The sequence below is a fragment of the Pelagicoccus sp. SDUM812005 genome (assembly GCF_031127875.1).
GTDB lineage: Bacteria > Verrucomicrobiota > Verrucomicrobiia > Opitutales > Opitutaceae > Pelagicoccus.
The window spans coordinates 1-15,296 of the sequence record NZ_JARXIA010000002.1 but is presented as its reverse complement, the minus strand read 5'-3'; the positions used below and the strand labels follow the sequence as shown (position 1 = coordinate 15,296).

General features: G+C 59.1%; 9 protein-coding genes. 2 read left to right on the top strand and 7 right to left on the bottom strand.

Going from position 1 to position 15,296, the window contains the following annotated elements:
- The first annotated feature begins 57 nt into the window (after nucleotides 1–57).
- A complete protein-coding gene (locus QEH57_RS03570) occupies nucleotides 58–483 on the top strand; it encodes a hypothetical protein (protein ID WP_309005308.1) in 426 nt (141 codons plus the stop codon).
- Between the two features lie 7 nt (nucleotides 484–490).
- On the opposite strand, the gene QEH57_RS03565 is transcribed toward QEH57_RS03570, so the two are convergent.
- The 6 genes from QEH57_RS03565 to gdhA form a co-directional block, all read right to left on the bottom strand.
- Nucleotides 491–2,674, bottom strand: a complete 2,184-nt coding sequence (locus tag QEH57_RS03565; RefSeq protein WP_309005307.1) for a thioredoxin domain-containing protein — start codon at nucleotides 2,672–2,674, stop codon at nucleotides 491–493.
- Nucleotides 2,675–2,735: 61 nt separating this feature from the next.
- Nucleotides 2,736–6,308 (bottom strand): FG-GAP-like repeat-containing protein, encoded by a 3,573-nt coding sequence (locus tag QEH57_RS03560; RefSeq protein ID WP_309005306.1) that lies wholly within the window; start codon nucleotides 6,306–6,308, stop codon nucleotides 2,736–2,738.
- A gap of 266 nt (nucleotides 6,309–6,574) precedes the next feature.
- Complete coding sequence (locus QEH57_RS03555; protein ID WP_309005305.1) at nucleotides 6,575–7,663, bottom strand: ATP-binding protein; 1,089 nt, start codon at nucleotides 7,661–7,663, stop codon at nucleotides 6,575–6,577.
- A 5-nt stretch (nucleotides 7,664–7,668) separates the two neighbouring features.
- Nucleotides 7,669–8,277 carry a biliverdin-producing heme oxygenase gene (locus tag QEH57_RS03550; RefSeq protein ID WP_309005304.1) on the bottom strand — a complete coding sequence of 203 codons (609 nt, stop codon included), beginning with the start codon at nucleotides 8,275–8,277 and terminating at the stop codon, nucleotides 7,669–7,671.
- Nucleotides 8,278–8,332: 55 nt separating this feature from the next.
- Nucleotides 8,333–10,555 carry an ATP-binding protein gene (locus QEH57_RS03545; protein ID WP_309005303.1) on the bottom strand — a complete coding sequence of 741 codons (2,223 nt, stop codon included), beginning with the start codon at nucleotides 10,553–10,555 and terminating at the stop codon, nucleotides 8,333–8,335.
- A gap of 181 nt (nucleotides 10,556–10,736) precedes the next feature.
- Complete coding sequence (gene gdhA / locus QEH57_RS03540) at nucleotides 10,737–12,074, bottom strand: NADP-specific glutamate dehydrogenase (RefSeq protein ID WP_309005302.1); 1,338 nt, start codon at nucleotides 12,072–12,074, stop codon at nucleotides 10,737–10,739.
- A 302-nt stretch (nucleotides 12,075–12,376) separates the two neighbouring features.
- Here gdhA and QEH57_RS03535 point away from each other — a divergent pair, with 302 nt between their 5' ends.
- Nucleotides 12,377–13,705 carry a hypothetical protein gene (locus QEH57_RS03535; protein WP_309005301.1) on the top strand — a complete coding sequence of 443 codons (1,329 nt, stop codon included), beginning with the start codon at nucleotides 12,377–12,379 and terminating at the stop codon, nucleotides 13,703–13,705.
- Here QEH57_RS03535 and QEH57_RS03530 read toward each other — a convergent pair.
- The gene (locus tag QEH57_RS03530; protein WP_309005300.1) at nucleotides 13,702–15,255 is read right to left on the bottom strand and encodes a methyl-accepting chemotaxis protein; all 1,554 of its coding nucleotides are present in this window, start codon (nucleotides 15,253–15,255) and stop codon (nucleotides 13,702–13,704) included. The two genes, QEH57_RS03535 and QEH57_RS03530, sit on opposite strands and share 4 nt — an antisense overlap.
- Between the last annotated feature and the right edge of the window lie 41 nt (nucleotides 15,256–15,296).

Below are 15,296 nucleotides of genomic sequence, written 5' to 3'. Positions count from 1 at the left end.
CGGGCCTGTCGCTTGGGGACTTGAGTTTACCAGTCTCCGCTTTAGCTTCTTCCTTCGATGTTTCTTGAGATCTTTTCCATCTGCGATGCAGCGACCGACTACGGTGGGCGGCTCAATATTTTGGGCGCCTTCGAGGGGATCGCGGCGCCGACCGCTCCGGTGCAGCGGGATCGGTGTTCGCTGGCGGTTCGCATGCGTTTTGAGGCGGCGGAAACGGGCCCGCATGCCATCGAGATCCGTTTCTTGGATGCCAAGGGCGAGGCGGTCGGTCCTAGCATGTCGGCCACGGTGAACGTGAAGATTCACGCCGGCCGCAGCAGTGGGGCTCACAATTTGGTCCTGAACATCAATGGAATGCGTTTTCCGCATTTCGGGAGCTACGATATCCAGCTGAAGGTGGACGGAGAGGTTCGCGGTAGCATCCCCTTGCTGGTGGCGCAAACGCAAAAGCGTAACCGCATGCGCGGTTCGATGGAGAACTGACCTGGCCTTACCTTTTGGCGTCGAGTTGCTCGGCGAGCACAGTTCGGTCGTCGGTGGGCATTTGGCAGACGAAGTTTTCGCAAACGAATACGGTGGCGAGCTCGTCGTAGGATTTTGCGCTTTGGATGAACTCGAGGTGTTGTCCGAGAAATTGCTGTCCCTCCGCTTGGTCGGCGTAAAGGAGGACGCGGGCGGGAAGCAGGCGGGAATTGACTTCGCGTAACATGCCTTTGACGGAGTCGGATTTCGGATCTCCAGCGATAACGATTTGTAGTGGTTTTTTAGCGACGTAGAGGATGGCTTCGCGGAGGGTGGGGTAGTTGGTGCCGCTCCGTTGCAGATCGCCGGCGAATGCGGCGAGGGTCGCTTCGGCTTGGCTTTGGCGCTTGGCGCTGTCGTAGAATTGGGACAGGCGGGCGAGGTTTTTAACGCTAACGGAGTTGGGCGAGGGGATGGCAGCGTCGGAGGGGATCTTGCTGCGGTTGAAGACGATGTCGTCGCTCGCTTCGAAGAGGAAGTAGCCGCCGTTTTCGGAGTCGGCGAACTTCGCATCGAGCGTTTCTTGCAGTGTATTCGCTTTTTGGATCCAGCGGTGGTCGGCGGTGGCTTCGTAGAGGTCGAGCAAGCCTTCGATGAGGAAGGCGTAGTCTTCGGCGAAGGCGGAGACCGGGGATGCCTCTTGGCGGTAGAGGCGGTAAAGGGTGCCCGTTTCCGAGTCGAAGAGCTCGCCCAGCAGGAATTGGGCGGCTGTGGTGGCGGCTTGGGTGTAGTCGGGGCGTTCGAAGACGAGGCCGGCTCGGGCGAGGGCGGAAATGGCTAGTCCGTTCCAGGAGGTGATGATCTTGTCGTCGAGATGAGGGCGGGGGCGTTTGGCGCGTTCGGAGCGGAGGGAAGCGAGCCCGGATGCGAGCCAGGCTTCTTCCTGCTGGTTTGAAGGCATTTTTTGGATACGCAGGGTATTGTAGCCTTCGAAAACTTCCCGCGGGAAATTCCCGTAGGGAGCGTTGCCGGCTCGTTTTAGGCCGAAGTGGGAGACCAGAAAATCTCGCTGGGCTGGGTCGGGGAAGAGCCGCTCGAAATCGTCGGCGCTCCAAAGGTAGAAGGCGCCCTCGCGTTTGCTTTCCGGTTGGTCGGGGTCGAGGCTTTCCGCGTCTTCGGCACTGTAGAAGCCACCGTTTTCGTGGCGCAGGTCGCGGAGGACGTAGTCGAGGGTAGCGGTGGCGGCCTCTTGGTAGCGGGGCTTGCCGCTGAGCTGCCAGGCGTCGATGAGGGCGTGAGCCATGAGGGCCTGGTCGTAGAGCATTTTCTCGAAGTGGGGGAGCTTCCATCCAGCGTCGACGGTGTAGCGATGGAAGCCGCCGCCGACGTGGTCGTGGATGCCTCCATCGAGGATGGCGTCGAGCGTTTCGAGGGCGAGGCGTTGAGCGGCCTGGCGGTCTTCGGCGTGCAGCTGCGGGGTGGCTGCGGCGCGGAGGAGCAGGCTGAGGGTGCTGGGGCTGGGGAACTTTTCGCCTTTGCCGAAGCCTTTGCGTTCTTCGTCGAAGGTGAAGAGGTAGGAGGTGATAGCTTCGGTGAGGCTATCCAGGGTGGGGATGGAATCGTCGCCGCCGCTGGGTGGGAGGGCGGCGCGTTCGTTCAGGGTTTCGACAATGGACTGGCTGCGGGAGAGCAGGCCGTCGGGGTCCTTTTGCCAAAATCCGTTGATTTCTTGGACGATCTTGAGGAATCCGCGGCCGTGTCTCGGGTCGTCGCGTGGGGGGAAGTAGGTGCCGCCGAAGAAGGGCTTCCGGTCGGGGGTGAGCCAGACGTTGAGGGGCCAGCCGCCGCTGCCGGTGAGGCTTTGCACGAAGTTCATGTAGACGCTGTCGATGTCGGGCCGTTCTTCGCGGTCGATTTTGATGCAGACGTAGTTGTCGTTTAGATACGCAGCGATTTCTTCGTCGGAGAAGGACTCGCGATTCATGACGTGGCACCAATGGCAGGTGGAGTAGCCGATGGAGATGAAGACGAGCTTGTTCTCGCGTTGGGCTTTTTCGAAGGCTTCGGGTCCCCAGGGATACCAGTCTACGGGGTTGTCGGCGTGCTGGAGCAGGTAGGGGGATTGGGAATCGGCGAGGCGGTTCGCTAGGAGCGGGGCGCTAGCAAGGTGGAGAGCGAAAAGGCTTAGCGCGATCGATCGGAAGGGGGGCATGGAAATGAGACTGGCCTGTCGGGGACAGGCCAGCAAGGGGGAAGTTGCTGGGAAGGAGCGGCTACTGGGCGACTAGGTGGGTGGGCTGCGCGAGGGTGAGGCGAGGTTGATCGGTGTCGATCTGGTGGGCGCTGCGAGTCCCGTCGGGCCAGGTGATTTCGAGGCGCTGGGGGCTTCGCTCGTCGTTGTAGCCCAGGAAGAGGCAGGCTTCGTTTTGGCTGAGGTAGCCGGAGTTGGAGGAGAGTTCGTAGGCCCGATGGGATTGGTCGGAATAGGTGACGAGGACTCGGGCGCCGAGGGCTTGGGGATTTCCTCGGGTTTGGGAGTGGAGGCGGACGGCGACGGATCCGGAGCCGGGAATTCCGGAATTGAGGTAGGCGTGCGCTCGGTTGTTGGGGCGGCTGGCGAGCAGGTCCGGCCAGCCGTCGGCATTGAGATCGACGATCGCCATGCCGCGGGCTTCGTCTTCGATGAAGATGCCGCTTTCGTTGGCCTCGGCTCCGTGGAAGGAACCGGTTCCGTCACCGATGAGGAGGAGGCCGATGCCGCCGTCGTAGCGCCCGGTTTCGACTTGGGGGCCGTTGAAGTTTTGGGCGAGGGCGAGGTCGATGTTTCCGTCGCCGTTGAAGTCGGCAGCGGCGATGCCGTAGATGGGGGCGATTTGGGCGAGGCGCGGAAGCGGTTTGAAGGTGAACTTTTTATTGGTCCCGTTGTTGATGAAGATGCCGCTGGCGAGCTCCGTCGCTTCCTTGACGAGGGCGGTTTGCAGTTTTTCGGGGGCGTAGACGGATTCGAGACTGGCGGCGCCGAAGTCGTGGAAGGTTGGGAATTTTTCGGCGATGGAGGGCATGGCTCGAGAGCTGCAGCTGCGCCCGCGAACGGGGAGGAGGTTGTTGCCCTCGTACTTGGCTTCCACGATGTTGCACTTTCCGGTGCCTTCGAAGTCGTTGAAGTAGATTTTGAAGGGGTGGGCGGAATTGGCTTTGTACTTGGTGTTGAGGCCTAGGTTGCCGGCGATGTAGTCGATGTCTCCGTCGTTGTCGACGTCGGCTGCGGCGAGGGAGTTCCACCAGCCTTTGAGGTTCTTGAGCCCGTTGTCGTGAGGGGTCTCGGCGAATTTTCCGCCAAGGTTGTCGTAGTACTTGGGCGCTTCGAGCTCGGCGAGCACGAGCAGGTCTGTCGATGCTTGCCCGAGTGCGTTGGTCCAGAGCGCGGCGGTCACCATGCCGGAGTCGGCGAGACCGGGGGCGACTTCGTCGGTGACGTCGACCAGGATGCCGTCGTCGTTGCGAAGCAGGGCGCTGCGCGGCGCTCGCGGGTACTCTCCGGGTACGACGCGGCCGCCCACGAAGAGATCGAGGTCGCCGTCGCGGTCGAAGTCTCCGGCAGCGACTACGGAGTTGCTGGCGGGGACGGGGGAGAAGGCGCGAGCGTCTGCTGCGGAAAACTGGCCGTGCCCATCGTTTAGATACAGGCGGTCTTTCAAGGAGGGATCGCCGGCTTCCGTCTCGACGCTGCCGGAGCTGACGTAGAGGTCGAGGGCTCCGTCACGGTTGATGTCGATCCATAGCGGAGCCATCTCTTCGGTTTGGGCTTGCTGGTTCCAGGGCTGAGGGCGGGCGTCGGCTTGGTAGCGACCGTTTCCGTCGTTGAGGTAGAGGGCTCCGGTCTGGCCGGCTGCTCCGGAGAAATAGATGTCGGAATCGCCATCGCCGTCGGCGTCCCCAACGGCAATGCCTCCGCCGAGCGTATTCATGCGGTGGGGGAGCAGGGGTTGGCGAATCATGTCGTTGAAGGTTTCTTCCTTGCGGGTGAAGTCGAGGCCGAGGGACTTCGAGCTTTCGGCGAAGAGTCCGGATACGGGTCGCTTGACAGGGGCGACGGGGAGCGGGCCAGGATCTGACTTGGGTTCTTGGATACGAAGCTTCTGGTTGGCGGGAATGTTCTCGATGGTTTGTACGACGCCGCTGGGCCAGCGTACGGATAGGCTGGATACGCTTTGGTCGGACCCGAGTCCGAAGTGGGCGATCGGCTGGGAGGAGGAGAGCACGCCTCGGGCGATGGTGAGCTTGCGGATTTGGGTACCTTGACTGGTTTGGGCGACGACTTGGGCTCCGATGCCGTGGCGATTGCTGCGAGTGCCGTCGAGCTCGACGATGAGGGCGTTACCTTGGCTGTCGTTGCGGTAGAAGGAGAGCTCTTCCTCGTAGTTCGAGTAGACGAGGTCGAGGTCGCCATCGTTGTCGAAGTCGGCTGCCACGGAGCCGAAGGAGACGCCTTCGTGGTCCAGGCCCCAGTCGCTGGTGACTTTCGAAAAGTGGAGCGCATCCGCTCCGTCGTTACGGAAGGCGAGGTTTTGCTCGCGGAGAACGGGGCTGTTTTTGACGAGGGCGATGATTTGGCGTTTGGACTGGAGGGCCTTGATCTTGTTGACCATGTCGGAATCGGTGAAGGAGCGCACCATGCCGTTGGTGACGTGCAGGTCGATCCAGCCGTCGTTGTCGAAGTCCTCGAAGCGGGTGGACCAAGTCCAGTCGGTGCTGGAGAGGCCGGTCATCTTGGCGACTTCCATGAAGCGGTGGGTTCCGGAGTTGAGGAAAACGGCGTTTTTCATGTACTGGGGCGTGACTTGGGCGTCGAAGAAATCGACCCAGCCTCCCATGTCGCCCATGGTGACCTTTGACTTGAAGTGGGTGGTGTTGGCCATGTCTGCGGTGAGCAGGTCGAGGCGACCGTCGTTGTTGATGTCGCCGAAGTCGGAGCCCATGGAGTACCAGGCGGTGTGGGGGAGGGCGAGGTCGGTGATGTCGGTGAAGGTGCCGTCTCCATTATTCTTATACAGGTGGTCTGGCGCTTCGAAGTCGTTGGAGATGTAGAGGTCGGGCCAGAGGTCTCCGTCCGCGTCCCACCAGGTGGCGGCGTGGCCTTTGCCGCGATCGTTGGCGATGCCGGCGGTGGCCGTGACGTCCTTGAAGGTGCCGTCGCCTTGGTTTTGGAAGAGGTAATCGGGTTCGCCTTCGGGGTGGGCGGTGGCGTCGAGCACGTTGGTGAGGAGGAAGAGGTCTAGGTCGCCGTCGCGGTCGTAGTCTTCGAAGGCGCCTACGACGCTGCCGGACTGGACGGCGATGCCGGCTGCTGCGGCGGCCTCGGTGAAGTTGCCTTTTCCGTCGTTGAGGAAGAGCAGGTTGGGGGCATCGAATTGGCAGACGTAGAGGTCGAGGTCTCCGTCGTTGTCGACGTCAGCGAAGCTGCAGCCGGTGCCCCAGGCCTCGCCGCCGGCAACGCCTGCTTGGGCGGCGATGTCGACGAATTGCAAGGGGGCGACTTGCTTGAAGAGTTTGTTGGGGCCGGTTTTGGTGACGGCGTAGAGGTCGACCCATCCATCTCCATCGATATCGCCGGCGGCGAGTCCGGTCCCGACGGCTCCGCCTTGGAACTCGCTGTATTTTTGGCCCCACATTTCGGGGTCGGCGTAGGTGTTCTTGCCGGTGAGTCCGGTTTCTTCGGAAGAGAGCTTGCTGAACAAGGTTTTTCCGGCGGGGGCGTTCCGGGTGGCGAGCGGGGCGCTTTCGTAGTTGGCGACGAGGGAAGCGGGTAGGATCAGTCCTGCGATTAGTAGGGGTACGCGTATCATGGTTTGAAGTGGTTTCGGGGTAGCATTTCAGACTAAGAAAGCGGTTCGTTTAGGGAAGGGAATTTGCGCTCTCACTTTAAGTCTAAGCATTCGGTGAATGCAAAGGGGCGCGAGAGCTCCAGCGAGGGAGCTTGCAAGAAGTTTTAAAACCGTTGAGCTTCGGTTCCCTTCTGGGGGGAACGTGGGTAGCTTAAGGTGCCCGTTCTGGGCTGCGTTTCATGGGCAGCTGCAGTAGTGGGCGGGGTAGGTCTGCGCTGCTTTTGCCGTTAGGCGGACTTGGGAAGCCTGAAGTGGAAGGTGCTCCCTTCTCCCGGTTGGGAGTCTACCCAGATGATGCCGCCGTGTCGCTCGATGACGTCCTTGACAATCGCGAGTCCGATGCCGGTGCCGCTCGTTTGGCATTTTGCATTGTGGATGCGAAATAGCGGTTCGAAGATTTTTTTGGTGTTCGAAGGCTCCATGCCGATGCCGTTATCAGCGACGCTTACAAGCTGCCATTCGTCGTACAGGGAATAGTTGATATTGATTTGAGGGGGGCTCTCCGATCTATACTTTAGGGCATTTTGTATTAGATTAATCAATACGTGGACGATGAGATTGGAGTCGCAAACGATTGATTCATGTTGGGCTTTAACGGAAACGGAGGCGTCGTTCTCTTCGATGGCGGCATTCAGGGACGAGAGCGCTTGCTGGATTAATTGATCGAAGGAGTGTTCTTCCTTTTGCATCCGTTTGTTATTGCAGACGGAGTATTCGAGCAAGTCAGTCACGAGATTTTGAGACTGGGTCGTCTGCTCGAGAATTCCTTCTGCGATGCTCCGTTCGCTTTCGCTGATGGTGTCTCCGAAATTGGCGAGGAGCATGTCCACAAAGGTGCTCATGCTGCGCAAGGGCGCGGAGATGTCGTGGGCGACGTAAGCGGAAAAGTTGCTGAGCCGGTTTTCGAGTTCTTTTTGGCGTATCGAGTAGAGCAATACGCGTTCGATCAGGCTGGGCTTGAATTCGTTTTTGTCGAGGAAGAGGGAGACGCCTTTTTCCAATCCGTGCAGGCTGGCTTCGAAGCCTCCGGAGCTGGTCATCATGATGATGGGAAGGGAGCGCAGGCCGTAGTTGAAGAGTTCGATCGCCTCGGTGCCGGTTAGGCCGTCAAGGTGGTAGTCGATGAGAATGGCATCGAATGGGTTTTGTTCGTGCAGCTCGTTGGCTTCGAAGGGATTGGGAACCCACTGGTGCGTGATGTCGACAGAGGGAAGCCGGTCGAGGGCTTGTCCGATCCAGACGTATTCTTCTTGAGTGTCGTCGATGACCAATACCCTTAGCTTAGGACGAAGGCTCTGATGGGATGGAGTTGGCATGCTACTTAAGTTGGGAAAGCGGGCGCTTGGGCTATTTGGCTTTTTATGAATGCGAAGGCGAGCAGGGCGCCTTGGATGACTACTTCTCGTTCGGCAGAAGAGAGATCTAGATGGTCGCAGGCGCTGCAGAACTGGGGCCAAGCGCGAGGGGGAACTTGTTCGCAGGCTTGATAGTATTGGGTGGCTTGGCTCTCGTGGATTTCGGGGATTTCGCGAATCCATTTTAGGATACGTTTTCCTCCGAGGGTGGAGCCGAGGGCGACGTAGAGGGCGCCGATCAGGGCGAGGCGGGAAGGGATGGGGTGGGATTCGGGAGCGGGCATCGGGCGTCCGGCGAGGATTTCTAGGTCGCCTTGGAGGCTGGCGCTGAAGTGGGACCAAGGGAGTCCGAACGCGGTTCTTTCTTCAGCGGAGAGTCGTTGTTCGAGTTGGTCCTCGATGGATCGGTGCAGGGCTAGGTTGCCGTAGAGGAGCTTGAAGTATTCGGGCAGGGTGAAGGTTCCTTGTGGGAGCTTGCTTGCTCCGGTGGTGGCTTCGAGTTCCCGGTGTAGGCTTTGGGTTTGGGTTCGCAGTTCCTGAACGAGGCTGGAGAGGGAAGTGTCGGTCGTATCCACGTGTGATGGCGGTGCTCTAGTTCCGTGAGCTGGTAAGGAAGGCTGAGTTGGCGTCTTAGTTCGTTGTTTGGGCGAGCGGTAGAGTGAAGTAGAAGCTCGCGCCTTGGCCCGATTCGGATTCCGCCCAGATTTTTCCTTGGTGAGCTAAGACGATTCGCTTGGCGATGGCGAGACCAATGCCGGATCCTGAGAATTCGGTCTGGGAGTGGAAGCGCTGGAAGACGTCGAAGAGTTTCTTGGCATTTTTGGAGTCGAAGCCGACTCCGTTGTCCTTGATGCAGAAGGTGGCGAATGCGGTTCCGACTGCGGCGCTGAGCGAGATCTGCGGGCGCGGAGTTGCGGACGAATATTTTAGGGCGTTCGAGAAGAGGTTGGCGAAGAGCTGCTGGAGCAGGGTCCGGTCGGCGTTGACTTCCGGTAGCTCGCCTATGTTCAGGGTCGCCGCGTTGGAGGAGTAGGCGAGTTTTTCGTTTTCGAAGGTTTGCTTCGCTAGCTTCGTGAGGTTCACGCTTTGCAGGCGCCAGTCTTTGATTTCGCCGACTCGGGCGAAGGCGAGCAGGTGCTCGATCAGGTTGCTCATCGAGTCGGCTGTCCGGTCGATGCTCTGGATGAGGCTGCGGTTACTTTGGTCGACCTGGGAGTCGAAGAGGAGGTTGGCGAAACCTTTGATGCGTCGCAGGGGAGCCTGTAGGTCGTGGGAAACGGAGTAGCTGAAGGCGTCGAGGGCGCTGTTCGCATTGATCAGGCGGTGGTTAAGCCGTTCCAATTCGAGGCTTTGCTTGGCGTAGAGCCTGCCGATGAGGGAGCGTACCCGCTCGATCCCGCGGAGTTCGACGGGCTTCCAAGGAGTGGAGGTACCCTGCACGATCTCGACCCATTTTTCGAAGGACTTGCGGGGGCTGAGTCGGGCGCCTTCTGTGCGGCGGGTGACGTTTTTTCGTGGGTCTCCGCCCCATTCGACCGTCTGAGCCTGTTCGCGTCGGAACCAGAGCAAACATTGCTCGCGGTCGATGGAGAAGGGGGCGATGACGACGCCGGCGATGTCGTTGTCCAAGCTTCGTCCGTCCGGCAGGAAGTCGGAAATCTGGTGGGTCGCGAAGAGTCCGGAATCGGTGGCGGTCGAATCGTTGGCCAGGAGTTCCATCACTTGCTCCTGGGACGGGGTGAGCCCGAGAGGGATGAATTTCGATCCGCGCAGGAGGGCGGCGCCATCGCAGGGGATCAGCTCCATGAGGTTTTCGCTATTGCCGGCGAGCGAATTTTCCAGGTCGTTGGAATCGGTGAGCTTTTCGAAGAAGCGTCCGCTCTTCTCGTCCAGCTGGGCGCGGAAGGCGGCCTCCTCGAAACTGATGGCTCCGGAGATCTGGGAGGAAAGGGCGAGCCCGAGCATCCGACAAGCGTAGCGCTGGCGGTGGCCGACGAAGCGAGGCGTAGAGTGGTGGCAAGCGATCAGTCCCCAGAGCTTTCCCTCGAGCATGATGGAGATGGTGAGGGTGGCGCGTACCTTCATGTTGGAAAGGTATTCCAAGTGGTAGGGCGAGACCGCTCGCATGCCGACCATGCCCATGTCGGTGGGAGCTCCGTCGAGAGGGGTGAGCACGGGGTGGATGGGGACTGCCGGAGCCTGGGCATCCACTAGGATGCGCACGAGGTTCTTCTCGTAGAGCGCCCGGGCTTGGGGAGGGATGTCGCTGGCGGGGTAGTGGAGGCCCAAGAAAGGGGGAAGCTCCTCGGCCTTGGATTCGGCGACGACTTGCCCATTCCATTCCTCGTCGAATTTGTAGACCATGACCCGATCGTAGCCGGTGAAGGTCCGGATGCTGTGGGCGGCGGTTTCGACGATTTCGAGGTAGGTCGACTTGTTCTGCAGGGCAGTGACGGATTCTTCGAATCCGTTTAGGAAGGCGTCGGTTTGCTCGAGCGGCGAGTGGGGTTCGAACTCGAGGAGCAGGAGCTTCCCTGCCTTGCGGGCGAGCAGGGTGTACTGCTCCGATCCGGGCTCCGCTCGGAAGGGGGCGTTTGCTTGTCCGTTCGATTTGCCGAGCTCTTCGAGCAGTTGTTGGTAGCTCTTTTGTCCCAGCAGTTCGGCGAGATCGAGCGTTCGGAGGGTTTCGCTAGGGATCGAAATGAGCGAGGCAGTGTTTTCCGAACATTGTAGAATCTTTCCGCTTTCGCTGTCGCAGACCATGAAAAAGCCGTAGGGCTGGATGCAGCCGGGCGTGTGGATCGGTTCCTGGGCGCAGGAATCGAATTCCTGCGAATGCGGACGAGAATTCATAACACCTTCTGCTGCGCCGCGACCTCGGTTTCAACGGAAATTAGCCTCGCTGGAGCCTAGCCTGCGAATCTGTTGCCTTTTGCCTCCCCCCCTGTCTCGAAAATCTGCGTGAGTTTGTCAAAAGTATGTAAAATACGAATACAGTCGCCGCGAAGGTAGCGGATTCGGATTGGGTCCAAGCCTAGATGACGCCGTAGCAATTGACGGCTTCGGCGACCTTGAGGAAGCCGGCGACGTTGGCGCCGAAGACGTAGTCGTCGGGGCGGCGGTATTTGTTGGCGTAGAAGGTGCAGTCCTTGTGGATCTCCGCCATGATGGTTTTGAGGCGTTCGTCCACTTGGGCGAAGGTCCAGTTTTGCAGGGCGGCGTTTTGCTGCATCTCGAGTGCGGAGACGGCGACGCCGCCAGCGTTGGCGGCTTTGCCGGGAGCGAAGAGGGCGTCCTTTTGCCGCAGCAGGGAGATGGCTTCGGGCTGGGTCGGCATATTGGCCCCTTCGATGACGGCGATGCAGCCGTTCTCCAGTAGGGCTTTTGCGTCGTCGAGGGAGAGCTCGTTTTGGGTGGCGCAAGGGAAGGCGACGTCGCAGGGGAAGTCCCAGACTTTTTGTTCGGGGAAGAATTTGGAGCCGTGTCGACGTTTTGGATACTCGTCGATGCGGGCGCGTTCGACTTCCTTGAGGGCGGAGACGATGTCGAGGTCGATCCCCGCGGGATCGTGGATGCTTCCAGACGAGTCGGACATGGCGAGCACTTTGCCTCCGAGTTCCTGGATCTTGCGGGCGCAGTAGATGGCGACGTTTCCGGAGCCGGAGACGACGCAGTTCTTGCCTTTCAAGCTGTCGTCGCGGGTGGCCAGCATTTCGGCGGCGAAGTAGACGGCGCCGAAGCCGGTGGCTTCCTTGCGTGCGAGGGATCCGCCGAGGCCGACTTGCTTGCCGGTGAGCACGCCTTGGGCGAAGCTCTTGGTGAGGCGTTTGTATTGGCCGGCCAAATACCCGATTTCGCGAGCGCCGACGCCGATGTCTCCCGCGGGCACGTCGGTGTCTTCTCCTACGAAGTGGTAGAGCTCGCTCATGAAGGCTTGGCAGAAGCGCATGACTTCGCCGTCGGACTTGCCTTTGGGGTCGAAGTCGGAGCCGCCTTTTCCGCCGCCGATGCCGAGTCCGGTGAGGCTGTTCTTGAAGATCTGCTCGAAGGCGAGGAACTTGATGACGTCGAGCTTCACGGAGGGGTGAAAGCGCATGCCGCCTTTGTAGGGGCCGAGGGCGGAGGAGAAGCCGACGCGGTAGCCGCGGTTGACTTGGATGCGGCCGCGGTCGTCGACCCAGCTCACGCGGAACATGATTTGGCGCTCCGGCTCGGAGATGCGTTCGAGGATGGCCTTGGCCTCGATGTCGGGGATTTCGGCGAGCAGGGGTTCGAGGGATTCGAAGACTTCGGTCACGGCCTGCATGAAGAGGTCCTGGGCGGGATTGCGGCTGGCGAGGGTCTCGAGGGAACGTTTCAAGTAGGTGCTCATAGTCATTGGAGGTTGGGGCGTGCCTGTGGTTCCATTAAGCTTAGCGAGAGTCGCGACGCTCGCAAGTGACCGGATACAAAGGAGTAAGCTGGAATGGGGCTTTTACTTTCTAATTATAAGAATCGCGCCGCATATTGCTTGAGTGCGTCGCGGAAATGCCAAAAGTTGGAGGTCGGCTGCCGTCCCCAAGTGGGCAGCCCATTGATTCTTAGCCCTTTATGCGTGGGAATTCGGCAATTTTAAACCAACCGGGAGGCGGGTCGCGCCAAGGCTCGTTCTATCGGACGAAGCGGCGCGATTACGTGCTGCCCTTTCTGGCGGCCGCCTTGGTCCTGCTGGGGAGCTTCCGCTTGGTGGGCTTTTCGGATCTGAGCGTACCGGAAAACGTATCCAAATTCCAAATCAGCTTCGGCTTCATCGCCTTGGGCTACTTGCTCTCCTGGCATTTCGCGAAGCGATTGACTTGGCTGATGCTGCTGGTGGCGGCGGTGGCGCGGATCGCGATGTTGCCGGTGGAGCCGGGGGAGACCTTGAACCGTCGACTTTGGGACAGCAAGATCCTGGCGGCGGAGCACAATCCCTACGAGCTGGCTCCCGATGCGGAGCGCTTGCTGCCGTTTCGGGGCGAGGAATGGGAGTCGCTGTTGGACAAGGAGCGCCCGTCTCGCTACCTGCCCGGCTTGCTTTGGGTCTACAGCGCGTTCGACGAGCTGGGGGATCCGCAGGACTGGTTCAAGACGGTGCTGGTGGTATTCGACTTAGCGCTCTGCTTGCTGTTCGCCTTGCGTTTCGGGGCGGACCGGGCGGCGCTTTACGCTTGGAATCCCTTGGTGATCTATGCGGTCGGGGGCTTGGGTATCGACTCTAGCTTGTTCCTTCTGCCTTTCGTGGCGGGCTATTTGATCTGGGACTTTTGGATCGACCAGAAGGGCGGCGTTTCGGTGATCAAGGCCTCTGGCGGGATCGGCAGCGCCTTGGGGCAGATGGTGTGCGTGGCGTCTTTATTAATGGGGATCGGGGCGGCTTTGAACGTGCTGATGGCTCCGGGGCTGCTTTGGCTGGTGTGGCATGTGCTCAAGCGCAGCGGTATCCGAGCGGGTCTGGTGGCGCTGGTATTCGGGGCGGCGCCTTTGGTGCTGTCCTTGATGTGGGCCTCCATCTCGCTGAACGTGGACTTCGGGCGAGTCTTGGCGCCGGAATTCGGCTTTGGGGAACGCGGGATTTCTTTGATTCCGGCCATGGTTTCTTTCGTATCCGGCCTGCAAGTGAACCCCTTGGTCTATCTTGCGATCTTGAGTTTGGCGACGGTTTGGATGGTGCACTCTTGCGAGAGCTTGGAGCGCTTTATGTCCTTCTATTTGGTGTGGACGATCGCTTTGGCCACGACGGTCTTTCCGTGGAGCTTCCTGTTGCTGGCCGTGGTGGGCGTGGGCAGCGGCAACTACGTTTTTCGAGTTTCAAGCCTGTCGGTCTTCGCGTATTTCGGGGCGTATCGGATTTTTGGCGACACGGATGCTTGGTCGATGCCGTGGACCTTGCAGGTCCTGATTTGGCTGCCGTTCTTGTTCGCAGCGGCCCACTACACGGTAGGCAGCCGCACCAAGCATGGATTCTACGTGCACCATTTCTAGCGTTCGCTATAAACTAGGTGCTTGTAGTTTCGGTGGCTTTCTGTTTCTAGGCGAGGCTCATTAAGATGGGGCAAGTTTTTGCTGGAAAGGGGCTCCGCATGGTTCTGGAGGTTTACGAGTTCGAGCAGATTCTGGACGGAACTTCTTACTGAAGCCACTTGAGCGCTGAGCTCTTCGGACGAAGTGGCCCCTTCCTCGGCGCTGGCGGCGTTGGCTTGGGTGGCTCGTTCCATATCGCCTATGCTTTGGTTTATTTTGGAAATGCCCTCGGACTGGCAGCGTGTTGCGTCGGCGACCTCCTGCACTAATTGAGTGAGGCTTTCGATTTTGCAAAGTATTGCTTCGAGGCTTTGGGCAACCTTATGGCTACGTTCGACTCCTGCTGCTGTATTTTGTAGAGAGGATTCTATTTTTGCAGCGGTTTCACCTGCAGCTTGGGCGCTGCGGGCAGCGAGGTTTCGCACCTCTTCGGCGACGACAGAAAATCCGGCTCCATGTTTTCCGGCACGGGCAGCTTCAACGGCTGCGTTTAGAGCGAGGATATTGGTTTGAAAGGCTATTTCGTCGATCGTTTTGAGGATGGCGGAAATGTCGCTGCTAGAGCTTTCGATTTCGCACATGGCGTCGACCATACCCTGCATGTCCTGGGCGCTAATGCGAGCGACCGCGCCTACTTCGTTTGCCAGGGCGGAGGCGTCACCGGAGCGCTGCGAATTTTCAACCGTCATAGTGGAGATGTGCTGCATCGAGGCGGAGGTTTCCTCGAGAGAGGCGGCTTGCTCGGACGCTTGTTCAGCCAACATTTGACTAGTGGTTGATATTTGTTGGGCAGCAGCGTTGCTTTCATCGGCTGCCGATCCTAGTCGGCTAGCTACGTCTTGGATACCGTTGATGAGTTTCAACGTAGAGCGGCTAACCGTGAACGTAAGTATAAGGCCGATAAGAGATCCGCCGAGAAGAATACTTGTCTGGATAATCTTTTGGGAGTCGTAGCTCTTCTTTGCTGTTACATATTCCTGATTCGCGACTTCGAGTTGGAGATTTACTAGTTCGTTTATTTTGTTGGAGATTGGATCGATGGTTTTGTAGAGCGGACCATCAAATCTCTCCAGCTCTCCCGCGATATATCCGCTTTGATTTTCAAGAAACGATCGGAGTTCGGCCTTTGCCGCATCCGCTGGGACGAAGAGCTTGCTCGCTTCTTTTCTGAGTTGTTCTTCCTGTTCGGTGCGGTGGGTTGAAAAGTAAAGCTCCCAGTTCTTCTTAACGCTTCTGGAAGCTAGCTCGATCTCTTCTAGGGCTTTTTCCGCGGTGAAAATTCCGGCGTTTGCTTTGTTAGCGGCGTCGATAACTCCCACGGCGTAGGCGTCGGCGATTGATTTGAGTTCTTGAAGGGGAAGAACTCTATCCTGGTACACACGTTCGAGTCCTAGATTTGTAGATTTGTTGGCTTTCAGTCCCATCGTCCCAATTACGATCGCGACTGCTGTGACGGCTAGCGTGGGGCACGCGAACTTTAGGGATGTCCTAATCGACTGAGAATTTATCATGGTATCTATTACGACGATTTTATGGGGTGATTAAGGGGGGG